Genomic DNA, 19195 nt, shown 5'->3' on the forward strand with positions numbered 1-19195 from the left:
TGGTGGTATTCGGTGTTGATTTCTCGAAACGGGCGAATGGAACTGTTTTGAAAACCATATCTGGTTGCTGGCCGAGGTCATCCCGGGAAACCGGATAGATTTACACACACAAAATGTCCCTTAAGCCGGACTGGCGCACCAAATTCGAGGTTTTTCGTTTGGAGGGCTTGCGTTTCCCCAGGTCGGTGTTGTCCTGCGCTGGATTGTGGTGCACAGCGGGCGTCCAGAAAACGGCTTCGCGACGGGACGCGCACCAAATTCCCGGTTTTCTGATTGCCTTGGTTGCGTTTGCCCAGGTTGTGGCGAGATCGTGCCGGATTGTGGTGCACAGCTAACGTACAGGCAGCTTCCTTAGGTTTCTGGTGCTGGGTTAAAAGCGTGGGATTCGAGGAGTGCGATGCTGGTCGGTGAAAATCGGCCAGGCTGGTTGGGAAAGCGCGACCTGCATCGCACGCTTCTAACACCTCGACCGGAATGGAAACTGACTGGTACCTCAGGAAAGTTCCCCGAAGATCTGTGAAACCGGGAACGATCTTTATGGGCATTCGTCGCGACCTGGCGAAACGGAACCGGTGGTCGACCGGAACCGGCCTAAAATGCAAAATAGTTCCCGGACGTGGGAACTTTTTCGGTTGGTGGAGGGATTGCACACCAAATCCCGGCATTTCGGCTCGGAAGTCGTGCATTTCCCCAGGTCGCGAACGTACCGCCCGGAAATGTGGTGCCCAGCGAACATCCAGCGAACACCCAGTGGGCGCAGAAACCCTACAGCTCCGCCTCGATGGCGGTGAAGATGGCCTGCATGCTGGCCTGCGGCGTGCCGGGGACGACGTCGGCGAGGACGACGCCGACTCCTTGCGGGGCTTGGAAGGTGACGGCTTCGGCGTCGAGGGGCATGAGGGCGCCGATGATGGCAAGTTCGGCATCAGCGATGCCAGCAGAATCGGCCGGGATGTCGATGTCGGTGACATCCCACTCGCCGACGCGCAGGCGCAGGGAGCCGGTTTCGATGTTGTCGGGGTCGGGGAAGACGGCGACTTCGCGCAGCTCGGCGCGCAGGGCTTTGGCGGCGAGGGCGATGTAGTCGAGGAGGTGGACGAAGGCGTTGTCGGTTTGGGGGACGCTGTGGACGACGGAGTCGATGAGCGGGGCGTTGTGGGGCCCGCGCAGGCCGAGCAGCGTGGTCATGGGGGCTTCGCGGAAGGCGTCGAGGTCGTCGAGGATGGCGTCTTCGATGTCGGCGGGTTCGGCGGCGGCGTCGAGGTGGATGTTGGCGTCACCGAGCAGCGTGAGGCAGCGGGCGAGATGTTTGACGTCGCGTTGGGTGAGCTGGTGGGGCATTAGCGTTCTTCTTCCTTTTCGTATGATTTGGCCCAGGGGTTGCGCCGTTGGGTGCCGTAGCGGGACCGCGCCTGAGCGGGAGCAACGGGAGCAGCGGGGGCAGGAGAAACTGGGGCGGCTGGTTCGGAGGGGGCGTCGAGAAGCTCGGCTTGTTCTTCTTTGAAGCGGCGGCGTTCGCGGGTTTCGGCCCAGATGAAATAGATGAGGCCGGCGGGCGCCATGATGCCGAAGGCGATCCACTGCAGTCCGTAGGAGAGGTGGTTGCCGGTCTCGAGCATGGGCAGCGGGATGGCGGTGAGGACGCCGGGGGAGTCGCTCAGGAGTTGGACGTAGGGGCTGGCCAGAGTGGCGCCGGTGAGTTCGCCAACTTGGCCTGGGCTGATGGAGTAGACCATGGTGTAGCCCTGGTCATTGAGGGGTGCGGAGGGGTGTATGCCTTCGTCGACGCGCATCATGCCGGAGATGGTTTGTTCGCCGGTAGGTGGGGCGTCGATGCCGGGGACTTGGGTGGAGCCGATGGCGGGGACCCATCCGCGGTTGACCAGCACGCTTTGCCCATTGTCCAGGTGGAATGGGGTCAATACTTGGAAGGAGGGGGTGCGGTCGATTGGGCGCAGGCGCAGCAGCACATCGCTGCCTTGCTCGTAGGTGCCGGTTGCGGTGATGCGGGTCCACTCGGCGCCGGGGGCGAGGGCTCCCTGCTTGTCGACGACCTCTCCGATCGGCATCGGGTCATGCTCGAATGCGGTCTTGATGTGGTCGTTGCGCTCGACGAGCGCTTCGTTCTTGTTGAGCTGCCAGGGCGCCAGCAGGGTGAACGCGAAGTAGGAGAACAGCACGATCAGGATGGCGACGATGACCCACCCGGGGGTCAGAAACGTTTTCCACCATGGTTGTGCACCTGTTTCAGGTTGCATTGTTGCTCCCGCTTTCACAGATCCCGTACTTTCTCCGGCTAGTCTAGCTGCGCTTTGACCCAGCTGATAATACCTGGGGCGGCGGCTTCGATTTGTTCGCGTGTGGTTTGGAAGCCGTCGGCGCCGCCGTAGTAGGGGTCTTCGACGCCGGCGCCTTCGGGGGCGGCTGGGTCGAAGGAGCGCAGGAGACGGATGCGGGATTCGGGGACGCCGCGGGCGATGAGTTCGGAGACGTGGTTGGTGTCGAGGGCGACGATGAGGTCGGCGTCGATTTGGTTGGCGCCGAACTGTTGGGCGCGGTGGCGGGTGCCGTCGTAGCCGTGGTTGGCGAGTTCGGCGACGGCGCGCGGGTCGGCGGGGCCGCCGACGTGCCAGCCGCCGATGCCGGAGGAGGTGACGCGGACGTTGTTGGCGAGGCCGGCGTCGGCAAGTTTGGCGGCGATGATGACTTCCGCCATGGGCGAGCGGCAGATGTTGCCGGTGCACACGAAATCAATATGCATAGAGGATCTCCTTGAGCTCGGTTGCGGTTTGCGCGGTGTGGGTGGCCTGTGCCCACTCCGCGGCGTCGCCGTAGCCCCAGGTCACAGCGACGGACGGGATGTCGAAGTGGGCGGCACCTGTGAAGTCGTGGGTGCGGTCGCCGACCATGATGGGGCGCTTCGGCGCGAAAGTGTCGTGGACGTACTCCAACACCGCGATCTTGGTGCTGCGGCCGTGCTCGTGGTCGGCGGCGCCGAGGAAGTCCAGGTGCGGCCAGATGCCCGCGCGCTGCAGCGCAAGGGTGGCGAAGGTTTCGCTTTTGGACGTCGCCGTGCCCACCCGGAACCCATCCCGGTCAAGCTGGGCGATCAGTTCGGCCATGCCGTCGAAGATGGTGAACTGCTGCCACCCGTCGGTGCTCATGAAGTCGGAGTAGACCTGCATCGCGGCGTCGACTTGCGCGGGTGTGCACCCGGCCTTCTCGTAGGACTCGCGCATGGGCGGCCCCGGGATCTTGGCGATGAACGCTTCGTCAGGCGGGGCGACGTCGATGGCGGCGAGCCCCCGCAGGAAGCCTTCACGGATTCCTGGGAAGGAGTCGAGGATGGTGCCGTCGACGTCAAAGAGCACGGTCGGGCGGTTTGTTTGGAGTGTCACGCCCACCAGCATTCCAGGTTTGTAGGCTAGTTGCCATGACGACGAAGACTGTAGGAGACATTGTTGCGGCACTCGAGGCCGCCTACCCGCCCGAACTCGCCGAAAGCTGGGACCAGGTCGGCTTGATTTGCGGCGACCCGGACGAGCCTGTGCGCAAGGTGGCGTTTGCCCTGGACTGCACGATGAGCGTGGTGGAGCGCGCGCTGGAGGAAGGCGCGGACATGCTGGTCGTCCACCACCCGCTGCTGCTGCGCGGGGTGCACTCGGTTGCGGCGAACACGCCGAAGGGCAAGGTCGTGCATACGCTGATCCGCGGCGGCTGCGCGTTGTTCGCGGCGCATACGAACGCGGACTCGGCGCGCCCGGGGGTCAATGACAAGTTGGCGGAGCTGGTCGGGATTCGGCCCGGCAGGCCGATTCGCCCGGTGGGGGATGTGGACGTCGATACGCCGGGGGCGCTCGAGCGAGCCACCGGCCTTGGGCGAGTGGGCACCCTGCCTGAGCCGATGACCCTGCGCGAGTTCACCCAGCGCGTGGCCGACGCCCTGCCAGAGACCGTGTGGGGCGTGCGCGCCGCAGGCGACCCGGAGCAGATGGTGCGCACCGTCGCCGTCTCCTCCGGCTCGGGCGACAGCTTCCTCGACGACGCCAGGGCGCTCGGTGTCGATGTTTATGTCACCTCGGACCTGCGCCACCACCCAGTCGACGAGCACCTGCGCGCAGGCGGGCCCGCCGTGATCGATACTGCGCACTGGGCGAGTGAATTTCCGTGGACGCAGCAGGCAGAGGGTATCGTGAACCCGCTAGGCGTGGAAACGTGCATCATCCCGGTGCGCACGGACCCGTGGACCGTTTCCGCCCACCCGAATCAAGCCAAGTAAAGGAGCAGTGCTTCCCCGTGAAACTTGCCGTAGAACTCCAGCAGGTACTACTGAATCTTGCCAAGGCTGACCGCCAGGCCGCCCACCCCGAGGCCACGAGCGAGGAGGAAAAGGAGCTGCAGCGCCTCACCGCGGAGCTCGAGCGCATGCGCGGTGCGGCGTCTGCGGCGCAGCTCGCTGTCGACGATATGGAGCTGGAGATCCTGCGCATCCAGGAAGACGAGCGCAAGCTCAAGCGCCGCGACCTGGACAACAAGCGCATGCTCGGCGCGGAGACAGACGAGGAGCGCCGCAAGGACCTGCAACACGATCGTTACACCACGAAGTCGCGCATCGCGGATTTGCAGTATGAGCTGAAGGAGGCCCACAACGAGATCGCGGCGCTGCGCAACAACCGCGACAACCATGGGGCTCGCCTGGACGGGCTCGAGCGTAAGGTCGAAGCCGCGCAGCGCGCCGTGGACGCTCTCCCGGCACGCGAGCGCGTGGACACCGAAGCACTGCGCAGCCAGCTGCCCGCGGACGTCCTCGAGGCCTACGACGAAATCGGCGCCGCCGCGTTCAACGGCCGCACCTGCAACGGCTGCTTCATCGCCCTGCCCGCCACCGAGCGCAACCAGGTCAACGCCACCCCGGCCGACGAGGTCCCAATGTGCCCGAACTGCGGCACACTGCTGGTACGCACCCAGGTACAGGAGTAGGCGCATGAAGGTAGCCATGTTTTGCGACGGCGGCTCCCGCGGCAACCCCGGCGTCGCCGGAAGCGGTGCCGTCGTCTACGGCCCGGACGGGGAGACGCTGGCGGAAGTGGTCTACGCTGTGGGCAAGAAGTCCACGAACAACGTGGCCGAATACCACGGGCTCATCGAGGGGCTGAAGGCCGCCATCGACGCCGGCGCCGACGAAGTCGCGGTGTCCATGGACTCCAAGCTCGTGGTCGAGCAGATGAACGGGCGCTGGAAGATCAAGCACCCCGACATGCAGCAGCTCGCGCTGGAGGCGAAGCAGCTTGCGCGCACGTGCACCAAGGTGACGTATACGTGGGTGCCCCGCGCCAAGAACAAGAAGGCGGACGAGCTGTCCAACGTAGCCATGGACGCCGCCGCGAAGGGCAAAAAGGGCCTCATTGCGCACGAGGCGCCTGCACACGAGGCACTTGCGCAAGCACCGAAGCAGGCTGCCCCGGCAGCGCCAAAAGAGGCGCAGCCTCACGAGACTGCCAGCCCCGGCCACTGGTCCGGCACCGACGCCCCACGCACCCGCTTCGTGCTGCTGCGCCACGGCCAAACCGAACACTCCGCCCGCCGCGTCTACAGCGGGCAAGCCAACCCGCCACTCACCGAAATCGGGCAGGCGCAGGCGCGCCGGGCCGCGGACGCGCTCGCCGAGATGGGGCACATCGACGTGATCGTTGCCTCACCGCAGGCGCGTGCCCAGCAAACCGCGCAGGCCTGCGCGGACGCGCTCGGGATTGCGCACGAGGACATCGTCACCGAGGAGGGCTTCCGCGAGGTGGACTTCGGCGACTTTGAGGCGCTCAGCAGGCAGGACGCGCAGCAGCGCTACCCCGAGGAGTTCGAGGCGTGGCAGGCCTCCGCCGCCACCGCGCCGCCGAACGGGGAGTCGCTGGCATCGCTGCACCGCCGCGTCACGCGTGCCCGGCTGCGCGTCCAGGAACGCTACGAAGGCAAAACCATCCTCTTGGTGGCGCACACCACGCCGATCAAGTCGGTGATCCGTCAGGGGCTGAACGTGAGCGCTGAAGTGTTCAAGCACCTGTTTCTGGACTTGGCGTCGATTTCTGTGGTGGAGTTCTACGGGGAGATGGGCGTGGTGCGCTGCGTCAACGACGTCGCCCACCACCGAAAATAAAGCACACCGGCTGCTGTGTTGTAGAGTGGCACAGTGCGAATGAGCCGGCCGGGCGACCGCGTCGCCCCGAACCACCACACGCGTTGTGGCTGGCGGGGACCGAGGAAAGTCCGGACTCCACAGGGCACGGTGGTTGCTAACAGCAACCCGGAGCGATCCGCGGGCAAGTGCAACAGAAAGTACACCGCCAACCCAGGCAACTGGGTGGGTAAGGGTGAAAGGGTGCGGTAAGAGCGCACCGGCATGCACAGTGATGTGCGTGGCCAGGTAAACCCCACCGGGAGCAAGGCAAGAACCGCAGCCGCAAGGCTGGGGTCGTCGGACGTGATGAGGCTGCCCGCCCAGTCCGAAGGTAGCTGCTTGATGCGCCCAGCGATGGGACGCACAGATGGATGGTTGCCGCCCGCGCCTACGGACGTGGGTACAGAATCCGGCTTATAGGCTGGCTCATTCGCCTTCTGTTTCAACCCTGCCAACCTCACCCGTCGTGATCGGGATGACCAGCAGGTTCTCCTTCATTCGGGAGGCAAAGTTTTCGGCTTTCGACGTCGGCACCAGCGCCAGCACCGACTGGGAGACCCCAGGTGCGGCTGGCCTTGCGACGCTCGCTCCGCACTCGCACGCGAGCTGGCTCAGCAGCGCCGGGGTTGCCAGGGCCTCATCGGCGGCGTCACCCGCGTGGGGGTGCAGCGCGTTGACCAGCGCATCGATCTGCTGCGAGCGCAACGCCTGCGCCGCACCCAGTGCGCGTGCCGTTTCGTCCTCACAGCGCTGCAGCACCGCGCGTGCGCGCTGCGGATCCGGCGCGGAACTATCGCCAACAGTGTGGCGGGCCTCCACCCACTGGACCACGCGCGCGGTCGCGTCAGGTAGTTGGCGCAGTGAGGCCACGCCGAAGTTTGCAGCTGCCGTCTCGATGAACTCCTGGCGCCGCCGCATCGACTCCGCGAACGCGTCCGGCTGCGCAGCCTGCTCCTTGGCCACCACGAACATCCGCAGGCCAAGGCGCTCGGGGTGGGTGATCTGCGTGACCGAGCCGTCCGCCTGCTCCACAAGGTTCAGTGTGGTGCCGTGGCCGCGAAGAGCCGCGGTGTAGCGCGCCTTCAGCGGGCTGGACGTGGCGTACGCGGTGGCGGACTGTGCGCAGACCTCCGCAAGCTTCGTGCGCAGGGGAGGGGCGTCGATATCGTCGTGGGCGCCGGCGCATGCCAACGTGATAGCAGCCTCTGCGGCGGCAATCTCGCCGAGGCCAACACCGTGCGGGACGTGCGAGACCACTGAGATGTCCATTCCCGTGGTTTCGCGGGAAAGCACCTGGCGGTGGATCAGCGTATGGATCAGCCCGGTAATCCGGTGCGCGAGCTGCGCTTCCTCGGTGCCCGCGGTGGGCGCGTTGAGCGCCGCCAGGGTGGTGGTCGCGGCGAGGACCTGGCCGTCGGCACGCGTGAACTGGAGCGAAATGACATCGTCCGACCTGCGGCTCACCGCGGCACACACCCGCTGTGGGCCAAGCCCGATGATGCTCGCCCCGCCATAACTATCGACGCCATCACCAGCCACCACCACGGTTGCCGGCGCGGACGCCACATGGTCGGGGGCGCAGCCAGCGTGGTGGGCATGCGCAGCACGCATCTCCTGTTGGACATTCATAGGGCACAACCATACCCGCGGCGCTAAGGTGGGCGCCATGAACGGAAACTTCTACTACAACCCGACCACCGGCGAGATCACCGAGGGCAAAGAACAGTCCTGGGAAAACCGCATGGGCCCCTACAAGACACGCGAGGAAGCTGAGGATGCGCTGCGCATCGCGGCCGCGCGTAACCAGCAGGCGGACGCCGAAGACTCCGCCGAGGACAACTGGGGCACCCCACCTTCCTGGGAGAAGTAGCCCCTACTGCACGAACAGGACTTACAGGGCTTTCTGTGCCGCCTTCTTTACTTCGCGGATCGCGCCGAAGTAGCCGCGCAGTGCCTTTTCACCGTCGCGGAGTTCGCGCTGGAAGCACATGCCGTAGGCGAACACGTCCTCGTCGCGCTGGCGCGCCAGCTTCGCAAGCACCAGCAGCTCCTCGCGCGAGGTCGCGCAGTCCTGGAAATCCCCCAGCATCGATTGCAGGCGCTTGCAGGCCTTGATAAGGCGCTTGAACTTCGGGTCGCCGGTGGCGGCCGCTGCGTAGCGCAGCCGCTTGGCGGCCTTGCGCACGTCGTGTACGTAGGCCTCGCGCTTCGCGCGCGGCAGTGACGTGTCGTGGTAGCGGTCGTCGACCTTGGCGTGGCGCTTCATCAGCTTCTTATATGCCTTGCGCACGTGGCGGGCCAGGGCCTCGTCGTTGTCCTTGATGCCCTCGCGCACCTGGGGAGGGTTCGCTATGAGTTCATCGATGGCGTCGAGAAGGTTGAGGTAGGCGTCACTGTTGCACATGTTGACGATGTTGCGGTGCGCGAGCTTGTACACGCTGTGCATATCCTCGCGCAGGTGGGCTGCGGCAGCATCATCCATGCAGCCGGAATCGTCGGTGTCGAGCAGCTGCAACCACCGGGCGTGCACCACTTCAGCGTCTCGCGCCACCCCGAGCACGCCCGCGACGTGCTTGAGTTCCTTCTCGATGTTCGAAAACGCATCGCCCTGCACGAGCCCGTCGAAGGTGCGCAGGATGGAGCGCAGCTCTCGGATTGCCACCCGCTGCTGGTGCACCGAGTCCCACTGGTCGGCGCGTACGGCGCGGTCGCCGTGGACGATGGTGTCGCGAAGCGTGCGTACGGAAGTTAACAGGGAATGCAGCGGGGAATCCGCAGGCAGGTGCGCCTCGGTGAGGTGCGGAGGCAGCGGAGCTTTCGCCAACGAGTCCCCGAGTGCGGACGTCAGCTTCGACGGCGAGGAGGACGGGCGAGCGCCGGAGGAGAGCAGGTAGCGCTCCGCCTGGCGCAGCAGGGACGCACCTGCGTTGGTACCCGCGACCTGCTCCGTGAGTTCGAGTTCCCACTCGCGCCAAGTGGTGTGCGAACCCCCTGGTAGCAGGGAGCGGGCGGAGACGTGGTCGTCGCAAAACTCGGCGACGGGCTGGCCTTCCTCGTCGGCGAGGATGGTTTCCACGCGGTGGTTGTCCACCTGGGCAATGGGCTGCAGCGGGTGGCGGCGCACGATGGCGCGGACGGCGTCGACAAGCTCCTGCGGGACCGTGTGCGGGTCCTGCAGTGGGCAGCGTAGCTCGGTGCGGCCTTGACCTGCTGGAATCTTCATGTGCCAGCCGTCGTCCGGGCCTCCCGTGCGGCGGCGCAGCGTGATCTTCTCGCGCGTCAGGCGCAGGTCAGCCGTGTCGTAGTAGATTGCGGAGAGCTGCTGGTGGCTCGTGCTCGCGAGCGCGGACACCCCCGGCAGCTGCCGCATGTCGGGGACGGCGGTGGAGTCGTCGACAGCTAACTTGATCTCAATTTCTATGTACTCATGTGGTGCAGCCACGGCGAAGCCCTACTTTCAACACGAAGCATGTGCGGTCACCGCAAAGTCTAACGCGTTCGCCCACTTTCGCGGCGGCATGAGCGCAGGCGCAGTAGGGTACAACACTATGGACACGCAACAGGAAAACGTACTTCGCATGGTTGAACAGCGCGACATCGCGTTCATCCGCCTGTGGTTCACTGACATTTTCGGATCCCTGAAAACCGTCATGATGAGCCCCGCCGAACTTGAGGCCGCCTTCGACGAGGGCGTGGGCTTCGACGGCTCCTCCATCGAGGGCTTCTCCCGCATCTCCGAGTCCGACACCTTGTTGCGCCCGGACCCCTCCACCTTCCAGCCGCTACCGTTCGACGAAGGCACCGGCCTGCAGACCGCCCGCATGTTCTGCGACATCACCATGCCGGACGGCGACCCGCTCTACGCCGACCCGCGCCAGGTACTGCGCCGCCAGATGACGCACGCGCGCGAGCTAGGCTTCGAGTTCAACGCCAGCCCCGAGATCGAGTACTACGTGCTCAAGCAGAACATGCCTGGGGAGGACCCGGTGCCGGCGGACAAGGGCGGCTACTTCGACCAGGCGAAGCGCAACGAGGCGCCGAAGTTGCGCCGCCAGGCGATCGCCGCGTTGGAGTACATGGGCATTGTCACCGAGTTTTCCCACCACGAGGCCAGCGCCGGCCAGCAGGAGATCGACCTGCGGCACACCGACGCGCTGACCATGGCCGATAACGTGGTCACCTTCCGCTACATTGTGAAGACTGTCGCAGAGGCCAACGGCGTGCACGCCACGTTCATGCCAAAGCCGTTCGCGGACATGGATGGTTCCGCGATGCACACCCACTTCTCGCTGTGGGAGGGGGAGACCAACGCCTTCCACGACCCGGACGATGAGATTTCGCTGTCCAAGACGGGCCGCCAGTTCATCGCGGGCATCATCGAGCACGCCAACGAGATCTCCGCGGTGACCAATCAGTGGGTCAACTCGTACAAGCGCCTCCAGTTCGGCTCGGAGGCGCCGACCGCGGCGACGTGGGGCGTTTCCAACCGCTCCGCGATGGTGCGCGTGCCCACCTACCGCCTGCACAAGGCGGACTCGCGCCGCATCGAGGTCCGCTCGTTGGACTCCGCCTGCAACCCTTACCTTGCGTACGCGGCGGTGCTGGCAGCGGGCTTGCGCGGCATCGAGGGCGAGTATGAGCTCGACGAGCCAAGCCGCGACGACGTATTCGCGCTGACTCGCCGGGAGCGCCGCGCGATGGGGTACCGCGACCTGCCGAACTCGCTCGACCAGGCGCTGCGCCACCTGGAGCGCTCCGAGTTTATGGCGGAAGTGCTCGGGGAGCAGGTCTTCGAGTTCTTCCTGCGTTCGAAGTGGGACGAGTACCACGCCTACACCTCCCAGATCACCCCGTGGGAGATCGAAAGCGGCATCGACCTTTAAGGAAACACCATGTCTGCAGATGCACCCTTGCCGAACCCTGCGAAGCTCGGGCTGACCAGCCCCCGCGCCGCCGAGGACTTAACCACACTCGGCATCACGGATGCGAAGGTGCTCGCAGCGCTTGCCGACGCCGGCGATCCAGACCTGGCGCTCAACACGCTCTACCGTCTCTTCAGCGCGCTTGACGACGCCCCATCCTGGCAGGACGTGCAGTCCCACCTGGCGGCCGACGGCCAGTTCCGCACCCGGCTGTTCGCGCTGCTCGGCGGCTCCACGGCGCTGTCCGACCACCTGGTGGCGCACCCGCAGCGCTGGTGCAGCCTGCTCGAGCCGCTCCCAGGCAGCGAGGAGCTCTTCCGCACGATGCTCGCGGCCGTCGATGCCGCACCCGCGGGCCTCGAGGGCGACACAGCAAGCGAGGACCTGACCACCCCCGGCACCTACCGGGCGGGGCAGGAGTGGTCGCGTCACGCCAGCGCCACCACACCGCTTCGCGAGCACTACCTCACCCTCATGATGCGCATCGCCGCCTCCGACCTCGCAGGTGAGGTGGGCTACCGCGACGTCACCGAGTACGTCACAACGCTCGCCGACGCCGCTCTGACCGCAGCGCTGGCCGTCGCCATCCGCGAAACCTACGGCGACGACGACCCCGACTCCCGCCTCGCGATCATGGCGATGGGCAAGTGCGGCGCCCGCGAGCTGAACTACATCTCTGACGTCGACGTCATCTTCGTCGCCGAACCAGCCACAGCCCCGGCAACCAAGACCGCCAGCACCGTGATGCAGCTTGGCACCGCGTGCTTCTTCGAGGTCGACACCAACCTCCGCCCCGAGGGCAAGTCCGGCGCGCTCGTGCGCACCGTCGACAGCCACCTGGCCTACTACAAACGGTGGGCGCAGACCTGGGAGTTCCAGGCGCTGCTCAAGGCGCGCCCGATGACAGGCAGCGCCGAGCTGGGGCAGCGCTACATCGCGGCGTTGCGCCCGCTGGTCTGGGAGGCGTCGCAACGCACAAGCTTCGTCGAGGACGTCCAGGCGATGCGCAGGCGCGTGCTCGAGCACGTGCCGAAAGACCTGCGCGAGCGCGAACTCAAGCTGGGCAGCGGCGGGCTTCGCGACGTCGAATTCGCCGTCCAGCTGCTCCAACTCGTGCACGGGCGCATCGACCCAAGCATTCGGGTGAAGAACACCGTCGACGCGCTCCAGGTGCTTACCGACGGCGGCTACATCGGCCGCGAGGACGGCGCCAAGCTGATCGACGCCTACGAGTTCCTCCGCCTGCTCGAGCACCGACTGCAGCTCACCCGCTTCAAGCGCACCCACCAGCTGCCCAAACCCGACGACGCGAAAGCGCTGCGGTGGCTCGCGCGCACCTCAGGCTTCCGCACCGGCCCACGCGCGACCGCGACCGAGGCGCTGCGCACCCGCCTCAAGCAGGTCCGGTTCACCGTGGCCAACCTGCACGAACGCATTTTCTACCGTCCGCTGCTTAGCGCGGTGGTGAACCTGAGCTACGGCGAGGCTACCTTGAGCGCCGACGCCGTCAAAGCCCAGCTCGCCGCACTCGGCTACCGCCACCCGGCGCGCGCCCACGACCACCTCACCGCGCTGGTGAAGGGCACCTCGCGCCGGGCGAAGCTGCAGGCGATCCTGCTGCCGTCGCTCATGCACTGGCTGGGTGGCACCGCGGACCCGGACGCGGGGCTGTTGAACTACCGCAAGCTTTCGGAGGCGGCGGAGGATAAGAGCTGGTTTTTGCGCATGCTGCGCGACGAGGGCGTGGTCAGCCAGCGCCTCATGCAGATCCTGGGCACCAGCCCGTACGCCTCCGAACTGATCATCGCGGCCCCTGAGGTGGTCAAACTCTTTGGCGACGGCTCCTCGGGTCCGCGCCTCATCGAGGCGGCGCCCGACCAAGTGGAGAAGGCGATCGTCGCAGCCGCCGGGCGCTACGAGGACCCGGACCGCGCGGTGTCGGTGGCGCGTTCGCTGCGTCGGGCGGAGCTCGCGCGCATCGCCGCTGCCGACCTGCTCGGCTTCATGGAGGTGCGCCAGGTCTGCGAGGAGCTCACCTACGTGTGGGACGCCGTTCTGCGCGCCGCGCTCGCCGCAGAGATGCGCGCCCAGCACCAGGACCCCGAGCGCCCAACGCCGGCGCGCATCGCTGTGATCGGGATGGGCAGACTCGGCGGGGCGGAGCTCGGCTATGGCTCGGACGCGGACGTGATGGTGGTTGCCGCAGCCAACGAGGGCTACAACGACCACGAAGCAACCGTGTGGGCCGCCAAGGTCATTGAGGCGATGCGCGCGCGCCTGGCCAAGCCGAGCGCCGACCCACCCCTCGAGGTCGACCTCGGACTGCGCCCCGAGGGGCGCTCTGGCGCGGTGGTGCGCACGGTGGAGTCCTACGAGCGTTACTACACCGAGTGGGGCGAGGTGTGGGAGCGCCAGGCGCTGCTGCGCGCCGTCACCATCGCCGGTGACCGGGACCTCGGCGCGGACTTCCTCCGCGTCATCGACCCAGTGCGCTACCCGCCGGGGGGTGCCAGCCAGCGCGACATCAGGGAGGTCCGCCGCATCAAGGCGCGCGTGGATAACGAGCGCCTGCCGCGCGGGGCGGACCGCGCCACCCACACCAAGCTGGGCCGCGGGGCGCTCGCCGACGTCGAGTGGACCGTGCAGCTGCTCACCATGATGCACGCGCACACCCACCCGGCCTTGCACACCACCTCCACGCTGGAGGCCCTCGACTACCTCGCCGACCCAAACGACGACCGACCGCAAGTGATTGAACCGCAGCAGGCCCGCCAACTGCGCGAGGCCTGGCTGATGGCCACCAGGGCCCGCAACGCCATCGTGCTCGTCACCGGCAAGCGCACCGACCAGCTGCCCGCGCCGGGCACACAGCTCGGCCCCGTCGCAGGCTCCGCGGGCTACAGCCCGGAGCACCAACAGCAGTTCCTGGAGGACTACCGGCGCACCACCCGCCGCGCATATCGCGTGGTGGAGGAGGTGTTCTGGGGCGAGGCGCCGTCGCACGAGTTCGAATAACTTATGCTGGTGCCCATGGCTGTACAGATCTCAATTGACCTTGATAATGCAACGTTCGCGGACCTCGTCGCGCTTGTCGACGCCGCCCGCGTCGCCGGCGTCACCCCCGACACCGAACTCGAACTGGCAGATTCCACGCTGAGCATCGCCGTGGAGCCCGGCACCACGGATGCACACCAGCAGCGCGTGCCCGAGCGCACCCGCGAAGGCGAGGGGCCGACCACGGTCTCCACGCCCGGATCCTCGGCGCTGCCGCAGCTTGGCGACGCCGCCATCCGCTCCGTCGTTGACATCCTGACCGGGCGCCAGGAACCCCCGCGGCGCTAGTTTGCCTTCGTTGGTGGCGCTTGCTCGACGATCTTGAGTCGGCGCATCTGCGGCTGCGCCTTCGCCCGTGCCACCAGCAGGCCCACGATCAGCAGGACTGCTAGCACGTAGACCGCGATCCAGGCGTACTGGAAGTCCTCCCACGTGTACTGCACCGAATCTGCCGAGTGGTCCAGCAAAATCCCCACCGCCTGGGCTGCCACCATGGAGGATGTGAACCCGCCCATGTTGGCCAGGCCGGTGCCGGTCGCCACCATGGCGGGCGGCACGTGCTCGCGCACGTTATCGAAACCGAAGTTGGACGCGGGCACCACCGTGCCCATCACGATCACCACCGCCAGGATCGCGCCGAAGCCGCGCGGAGTGGACGTCGAAAAGAACCACAAAAACATCAGCGGCGTCAGCGAGCACAGCACGATGACCGCCATGTCACGGCGCACGCCCAGGCGTGCAGAGACCGCACCGAGCACCGGCGATGCGACGATCATGCACACCGTCAGCACGATGAGCACCGTGCCGGCCTCCTGCTCGTTCAGGCCCATGCCGAGCGTCATCATCGGCACACCCCACAGCAGGGTGAAGGTGATCATCGGGAAGATGGAGAACCCGTGGATGAAGAATGCCTCCCAGCACACCGGCGAGCGCACCACCGTCGAGAGCGTGGTGCGAAGCGGCACCTTTGCACTCTTGGCGGGGGATGCTTCACCGGGCTTCGTGGGGGCGTCCGCCACCGCCACCACCGCGGCGAGCGCCACGAGCACCCCGACCGCACCGAGCGAGACGAACGCGACCTGCCAGCCCTTCGCGTGCAGCAGCGCCAAGAACGGCACCGCGGACAGGAACTGACCCATCTGCCCAATCGCAGTAGACAGCTGCGTAAACAGCGGCGTCTTGCGGGGCGGGAACCAGCTCGGCAGGATACGCATCACTGCCAGGAACGCCGTGGCGTCGCCCGCGCCGATCAGTACGCGCGCCGCAAGCGCGACAGGGTAGGAGGACGTAAACCCGAGCAGGATCTGGCCCACCGCCATCACGAGCGCGCCGACGATCAGCATGAAGCGCGGACCCTGCCTATCGATGAGCACCCCGGTCGGGATCTGCGCCAACGAGTACACGCCAACCTGTACTGCGGTGAACACGGCGATGCGAGAGGCGTCGATACCAAAGCGGTCGATCGCCTCAACTCCCGCGACGCCGAAGGACGTGCGGCCCAAGATGGCGACTACGTACACCGCGACTGCGCCGAACCACACAAAAAGGGCGCGCCGGGTGACGCGCTGCTGTGGATCGTTGGTCTGGGAGACAGGGGAGTTGGAATGGGGCATGCGGTACAAGGTACTCCCTCGGTTAGGCAATCCGGCATGCGGGTCCGGTGCGTCACGTAGACTGTGCAACCGTGGATTACATTTCAACGCGCGATACCGCAGGCACAACCTACAAGTTCACCGACATCCTGCTCACGGGCTTAAGCCCGGATGGCGGCTTGTTCCTTCCCGTGGAGTACCCGCAGCTGACTCCCGAGCAGCTCGACAGCTGGCGCACGCTGCTCGCCGAGCGCGGGTACGCGGCACTCGCCGCCGAGGTGCTCAAGCTCTTTATCGACGACATCCCGCACGCCGACATCGAAGCGATCACCGCCCGCGCCTACCGCACCCCCGTATTTAACGACGCCGCCATCGTCCCCGTAACCAAACTCGAGGACGACCTGTGGCTGGCACACCTCTCCGAGGGGCCAACCGCGGCGTTTAAGGATATGGCGATGCAGCTGCTCGGCGAGCTCTTCGAGTACGAGCTTGGCCGCCGCGGCCGCCACCTGAACATCCTGGGCGCTACCAGCGGCGATACCGGTTCCTCTGCCGAGTACGCGATGCGCGGCCGCGATAACATCCGCGTGTTTATGCTCACCCCAGCTGGCAGGATGACGCCATTCCAGCAGGCCCAGATGTTTGGCCTGGACGATCCGAACATCTTCAACATCGCCCTCGACGGCGTCTTCGACGACTGCCAGGATGTGGTCAAGGCCGTCAACGGCGACGCCGACTTTAAGGCGAAGTACGCCATCGGCGCCGTCAACTCCATTAACTGGGCACGCCTGTTGGCCCAGACGGTCTACTACATCTTCACCTACCTGCGCGTGACCGAGAACAACTCGCAGAAGGTGAGCTTCTCGGTGCCAACCGGCAACTTCGGCGACGTGTGCGCGGGCTACATCACCAAGCGGATGGGCCTGCCCGTTGACCGCCTGATCGTGGCTACCAACGAGAACGACGTCCTCGACGAGTTCTTCCGCACCGGCCAGTACCGCCCGCGCAGCGCGGCAGAGACCCAGGCGACGTCCTCGCCGTCCATGGATATCTCGAAGGCGTCGAACTTCGAGCGCATGATGTTCGACGCCGTCGGGCGAGACGCCGCGCTGACCGGCGAGCTCTTCGGCACCAAGGTGAACAACGGCGGCTTCGACGCCGAGGACTTCGGCGGCGCAGACGTCCTGGCCCGCATCCGCGACGCGTTCGGCTTCTGTTCCTCCTCGTCCACCCACGCTGACCGCGTGGCGACCATTCGCGAGGTCCAGGAGCGCTCCGGCGTGCTGATTGACCCGCACACCGCCGACGGTGTCCACGCCGCTCGTGCTGTCAGCGGTGACGTCAACACTCCTGTCGTCGTGCTGGAGACCGCGCTGCCGGTGAAGTTCGCCGAGACCATCGTCGAGGCCACCGGCACCCAGCCGGAGGTGCCTGAGCGCTTCCGTGGCATCATGGACCAACCACGGCACGTCACCGAATTGCCGAATGACGCCGACGCCGTGAAAGCCTTTATCCAAGACTCCATCGAAGGGAAGTAGCACATGGCACAGGAACAGTTCGCAGGCCCGGAGTACTTCACCGAGTTCGACCCCGAGAAGTTCATCCGAGACATGAAGATTCAGAAGGAAGAAGCTGCCAAGGGCGACCCCGCCTTCGCTGACGATGAAGCGGGCGATGAGCAGTAGCGGCGACCTCGCCAAAAAATACCAGCCCGAAAACGGGCAACAGTGGACGTTCCCGGAGCCGGTCGCCCCAGTAGGGCAGCCGGCGCCTCGTCGCGGGCTAGGTGGTGCCGCGTGGTTTACCGTCATCGTCACCGCGCTGTGCTTGGTCGGGATGGTGGTGTGGCTGGGCCTGCACACCTCTGAAATAGACACGCGCACCGCCGAGGAGCGCCAAGCCCAGGAAGCCGTCCAGCGACCCGGGGAGCAACCGCCTGCCGCGGCAACGGGCAACCGGATCCTGGTGCCCGAGTTCGCACCGTGGGCGCCGGGCTCCCTGATCCAGTCCACGGACCACTACCCGGAGCCGGGGGAGCGCTTCACCGCGCAGTCCTGCACCGTCGCGTTCACGTTCTCGGGTGCCGACGGCCGCTCCTACGCCGTCACCGCCGGGCACTGCGGGCGTGAAGGCAACCTGGTGTGGCCGAAAGGGGCCTCGGACACGAACGACTACTCGCAGGAAGTCGGTAGGTTTATCTACTCCGGGCTTTACACCCCTGATGTAGAGGACCCAGAGGCGGAGCGCATCGACGTCGGCATTATCGAGATCTACGACACGGACCGCGCCGTGCCACTCGTCGGCGACCCGATCCCGACAGGCGTCGGTGCCGAGATCGGCCCAGTCGACCGTGTCTGCAAAACGGGCGGGACGACCGGCTACACCTGCGGCCACTTCGAGGCCGCGAGCCGCGTCCAGATCGTGACCGCCCACGACGACGAAGAACAACGTGAGTCCCGCGGCGACATCGCAGGCGTCTGCGCCTCCTCCGGCGACTCGGGCGGCCCCGTCTTCGCAGACGTGAATGGGCGCGCCGCCATCATCGGCGTGGTCTCCGGGACGGAAGCCGACCGTTCAGGAGAGGAGTGCTGGGAAGGCATGGAGGACCCGATCATGATGTCCTACTCCAACGTTGATCAAATTCTGAGCGTCATCGAGCGCGTCGTGCCGGACGCCCAGTGGGTCGAACAGCAGTGGTGAGCTACTGCGTATCGGGCGTCGGGTTCGTCTGCAAGTCGTGCTTGCCCTTGTCATCAATCTCGAGAGTGGTCACTTCGCCAGCTCCGTAGGCCTGGTAAATCACCTCGACGAAGCCGTCGGGCAGGCCGACTTCCTCCCACATTGCGATGAGGCTGTCGCGATCAGCCTCGTCGGCCACGTTCATCCACGTTACCTTGACTTTCTGTCCGAACGGGTAGTGCAGGAACCCGACGAAGTCGGCGTCGTAACTCAGCGCGAGGCGCATTTGCTGCGCAATCGATTCTGGTGCGGGCGCTTCGTGGCAGTAGTCCCAAAAACTCACGTTGAGGTTGCTGCCCGTGCGCAGCTCGACGCCGGGGATGCAGTTCTGCTGCAGCAGGCGTGAGAGGTGCCCCGCGAACGAGTCCACGTCTTGCACCGCGGTATCCGTGATGTCGCCGCGCAGCGCTGCGCCGCGATGCGCCTCGCGCACCTCTGCATCCGCGATCAGGTACGGCCGGATGCTCGCTTCTATCGACGCGATGTCGGCCTGCGGTGCCTCGGGCTGAAACACTAGTTCGCGCTGCAGCCGAGTCTCCTGCGGAGCGTTGTGCTGGTAGGCGTACAACGCGACTGCCAGAGAGGCCAGCACCACCACGAGCGCTCCGTACACCGCCACAAACAGTGCAGTTGGCACCCGGCGAAGCAAAGCGACAGACTGTGCGGAGTCATCAGTGGTGGTGTGCAACATGCCGTAAATAGTAACCGAAGTACAC

Annotated in this window: 18 protein-coding genes and 1 other RNA gene; 11 read left to right on the forward strand and 8 right to left on the reverse strand. The window is 66.1% G+C overall.

Features of this window, described 5'->3' with window-relative positions; all coding sequences use genetic code 11:
- Positions 1-765: 765 nt before the first annotated feature.
- From BJP06_RS00060 to BJP06_RS00075, 4 genes are read right to left on the reverse strand one after another with little or no spacing between them, the layout of a single operon-like run.
- On the reverse strand, positions 766-1341 hold the full coding sequence (locus BJP06_RS00060; RefSeq protein WP_071572399.1) for a hypothetical protein: 576 nt from the start codon (positions 1339-1341) through the stop codon (positions 766-768).
- Positions 1341-2258 carry an SURF1 family protein gene (locus BJP06_RS00065; RefSeq protein WP_071572401.1) on the reverse strand — a complete coding sequence of 306 codons (918 nt, stop codon included), beginning with the start codon at positions 2256-2258 and terminating at the stop codon, positions 1341-1343. Before BJP06_RS00065 ends, BJP06_RS00060 begins: the two co-directional genes overlap by 1 nt.
- Positions 2259-2296: 38 nt before the next feature.
- Entirely contained in the window at positions 2297-2761 is a 465-nt protein-coding gene (locus tag BJP06_RS00070; RefSeq protein ID WP_071572402.1) for a low molecular weight protein-tyrosine-phosphatase, read from the reverse strand.
- Positions 2751-3398, reverse strand: a complete 648-nt coding sequence (locus BJP06_RS00075) for an HAD hydrolase-like protein (protein WP_255365759.1) — start codon at positions 3396-3398, stop codon at positions 2751-2753. The genes BJP06_RS00070 and BJP06_RS00075 overlap by 11 nt, the downstream gene beginning before the upstream one ends.
- 35 nt (positions 3399-3433) lie before the next feature.
- Here BJP06_RS00075 and BJP06_RS00080 point away from each other — a divergent pair, with 35 nt between their 5' ends.
- The 4 genes from BJP06_RS00080 (at position 3434) to rnpB (ending at position 6605) form a co-directional block, all read left to right on the forward strand.
- A complete protein-coding gene (locus BJP06_RS00080) occupies positions 3434-4279 on the forward strand; it encodes a Nif3-like dinuclear metal center hexameric protein (protein WP_071572405.1) in 846 nt (281 codons plus the stop codon).
- Between the two features lie 17 nt (positions 4280-4296).
- Positions 4297-4980, forward strand: a complete 684-nt coding sequence (locus BJP06_RS00085; RefSeq protein WP_070975120.1) for a zinc ribbon domain-containing protein — start codon at positions 4297-4299, stop codon at positions 4978-4980.
- A gap of 4 nt (positions 4981-4984) precedes the next feature.
- Positions 4985-6151 (forward strand): bifunctional RNase H/acid phosphatase, encoded by a 1167-nt coding sequence (locus tag BJP06_RS00090; RefSeq protein WP_071572407.1) that lies wholly within the window; start codon positions 4985-4987, stop codon positions 6149-6151.
- 40 nt (positions 6152-6191) lie between these two features.
- Positions 6192-6605: RNase P RNA component class A (gene rnpB, locus BJP06_RS00095), an RNA gene on the forward strand.
- On the opposite strand, the gene BJP06_RS00100 is transcribed toward rnpB, so the two are convergent.
- Positions 6599-7801 carry a hypothetical protein gene (locus tag BJP06_RS00100; protein WP_071572409.1) on the reverse strand — a complete coding sequence of 401 codons (1203 nt, stop codon included), beginning with the start codon at positions 7799-7801 and terminating at the stop codon, positions 6599-6601. The two genes, rnpB and BJP06_RS00100, sit on opposite strands and share 7 nt — an antisense overlap.
- 37 nt (positions 7802-7838) lie before the next feature.
- Here BJP06_RS00100 and BJP06_RS00105 point away from each other — a divergent pair, with 37 nt between their 5' ends.
- Positions 7839-8042 (forward strand): hypothetical protein, encoded by a 204-nt coding sequence (locus BJP06_RS00105; RefSeq protein ID WP_071572411.1) that lies wholly within the window; start codon positions 7839-7841, stop codon positions 8040-8042.
- 21 nt (positions 8043-8063) lie between these two features.
- On the opposite strand, the gene BJP06_RS00110 is transcribed toward BJP06_RS00105, so the two are convergent.
- Positions 8064-9614, reverse strand: a complete 1551-nt coding sequence (locus tag BJP06_RS00110; RefSeq protein ID WP_071572413.1) for a CYTH and CHAD domain-containing protein — start codon at positions 9612-9614, stop codon at positions 8064-8066.
- A 106-nt stretch (positions 9615-9720) separates the two neighbouring features.
- On the opposite strand from BJP06_RS00110, the gene glnA reads away from it, so the two are divergent.
- The 3 genes from glnA to BJP06_RS00125 are packed head-to-tail and all read left to right on the forward strand — an operon-like array spanning position 9721 to position 14436.
- Positions 9721-11055 (forward strand): type I glutamate--ammonia ligase, encoded by a 1335-nt coding sequence (gene glnA / locus BJP06_RS00115; RefSeq protein ID WP_070363460.1) that lies wholly within the window; start codon positions 9721-9723, stop codon positions 11053-11055.
- A gap of 9 nt (positions 11056-11064) precedes the next feature.
- Positions 11065-14109, forward strand: a complete 3045-nt coding sequence (locus tag BJP06_RS00120; RefSeq protein WP_071572415.1) for a bifunctional [glutamine synthetase] adenylyltransferase/[glutamine synthetase]-adenylyl-L-tyrosine phosphorylase — start codon at positions 11065-11067, stop codon at positions 14107-14109.
- 15 nt (positions 14110-14124) lie between these two features.
- Positions 14125-14436 carry a hypothetical protein gene (locus BJP06_RS00125; RefSeq protein ID WP_070363461.1) on the forward strand — a complete coding sequence of 104 codons (312 nt, stop codon included), beginning with the start codon at positions 14125-14127 and terminating at the stop codon, positions 14434-14436.
- Here the strand turns inward: BJP06_RS00125 and BJP06_RS00130 are convergent.
- A complete protein-coding gene (locus BJP06_RS00130; RefSeq protein WP_071572417.1) occupies positions 14433-15761 on the reverse strand; it encodes a nitrate/nitrite transporter in 1329 nt (442 codons plus the stop codon). The two genes, BJP06_RS00125 and BJP06_RS00130, sit on opposite strands and share 4 nt — an antisense overlap.
- A 71-nt stretch (positions 15762-15832) precedes the next feature.
- Between BJP06_RS00130 and thrC the strand changes: the two genes are divergently transcribed.
- Genes thrC through BJP06_RS00140 form a run of 3 tightly spaced genes read left to right on the forward strand, consistent with a single transcriptional unit; the run spans position 15833 to position 18440 of the window.
- On the forward strand, positions 15833-17278 hold the full coding sequence (gene thrC, locus BJP06_RS00135; protein ID WP_071572650.1) for a threonine synthase: 1446 nt from the start codon (positions 15833-15835) through the stop codon (positions 17276-17278).
- Positions 17279-17281: 3 nt separating this feature from the next.
- Entirely contained in the window at positions 17282-17425 is a 144-nt protein-coding gene (locus tag BJP06_RS11995; RefSeq protein ID WP_168156175.1) for a hypothetical protein, read from the forward strand.
- Positions 17415-18440 carry a trypsin-like serine protease gene (locus tag BJP06_RS00140; protein ID WP_143110507.1) on the forward strand — a complete coding sequence of 342 codons (1026 nt, stop codon included), beginning with the start codon at positions 17415-17417 and terminating at the stop codon, positions 18438-18440. Before BJP06_RS11995 ends, BJP06_RS00140 begins: the two co-directional genes overlap by 11 nt.
- Position 18441: 1 nt before the next feature.
- Here the strand turns inward: BJP06_RS00140 and BJP06_RS00145 are convergent, their stop codons facing one another.
- Positions 18442-19170: a hypothetical protein gene (locus tag BJP06_RS00145; protein WP_071572419.1), complete on the reverse strand. Its 729-nt coding sequence runs from the start codon at positions 19168-19170 to the stop codon at positions 18442-18444.
- Between the last annotated feature and the right edge of the window lie 25 nt (positions 19171-19195).

The organism is Corynebacterium sp. NML120713 (genome assembly GCF_001875735.1).
GTDB lineage: Bacteria > Actinomycetota > Actinomycetes > Mycobacteriales > Mycobacteriaceae > Corynebacterium > Corynebacterium pseudogenitalium.

What these genes read in the sequence shown, in the direction of transcription:
- BJP06_RS00060 (WP_071572399.1), bottom strand. Translation starts at nt 1,341, where the DNA reads ATGCCCCACCAGCTCACCCAACGCGACGTCAAACATCTCGCCCGCTGC.
- BJP06_RS00065 (WP_071572401.1), bottom strand. Translation starts at nt 2,258, where the DNA reads ATGCAACCTGAAACAGGTGCACAACCATGGTGGAAAACGTTTCTGACC.
- BJP06_RS00070 (WP_071572402.1), bottom strand. Translation starts at nt 2,761, where the DNA reads ATGCATATTGATTTCGTGTGCACCGGCAACATCTGCCGCTCGCCCATG.
- BJP06_RS00080 (WP_071572405.1), top strand. Translation starts at nt 3,434, where the DNA reads ATGACGACGAAGACTGTAGGAGACATTGTTGCGGCACTCGAGGCCGCC.
- BJP06_RS00090 (WP_071572407.1), top strand. Translation starts at nt 4,985, where the DNA reads ATGAAGGTAGCCATGTTTTGCGACGGCGGCTCCCGCGGCAACCCCGGC.
- BJP06_RS00100 (WP_071572409.1), bottom strand. Translation starts at nt 7,801, where the DNA reads ATGAATGTCCAACAGGAGATGCGTGCTGCGCATGCCCACCACGCTGGC.
- BJP06_RS00105 (WP_071572411.1), top strand. Translation starts at nt 7,839, where the DNA reads ATGAACGGAAACTTCTACTACAACCCGACCACCGGCGAGATCACCGAG.
- glnA (WP_070363460.1), top strand. Translation starts at nt 9,721, where the DNA reads ATGGACACGCAACAGGAAAACGTACTTCGCATGGTTGAACAGCGCGAC.
- BJP06_RS00120 (WP_071572415.1), top strand. Translation starts at nt 11,065, where the DNA reads ATGTCTGCAGATGCACCCTTGCCGAACCCTGCGAAGCTCGGGCTGACC.
- BJP06_RS00125 (WP_070363461.1), top strand. Translation starts at nt 14,125, where the DNA reads ATGGCTGTACAGATCTCAATTGACCTTGATAATGCAACGTTCGCGGAC.
- BJP06_RS00130 (WP_071572417.1), bottom strand. Translation starts at nt 15,761, where the DNA reads ATGCCCCATTCCAACTCCCCTGTCTCCCAGACCAACGATCCACAGCAG.
- BJP06_RS11995 (WP_168156175.1), top strand. Translation starts at nt 17,282, where the DNA reads ATGGCACAGGAACAGTTCGCAGGCCCGGAGTACTTCACCGAGTTCGAC.
- BJP06_RS00140 (WP_143110507.1), top strand. Translation starts at nt 17,415, where the DNA reads ATGAGCAGTAGCGGCGACCTCGCCAAAAAATACCAGCCCGAAAACGGG.
- BJP06_RS00145 (WP_071572419.1), bottom strand. Translation starts at nt 19,170, where the DNA reads ATGTTGCACACCACCACTGATGACTCCGCACAGTCTGTCGCTTTGCTT.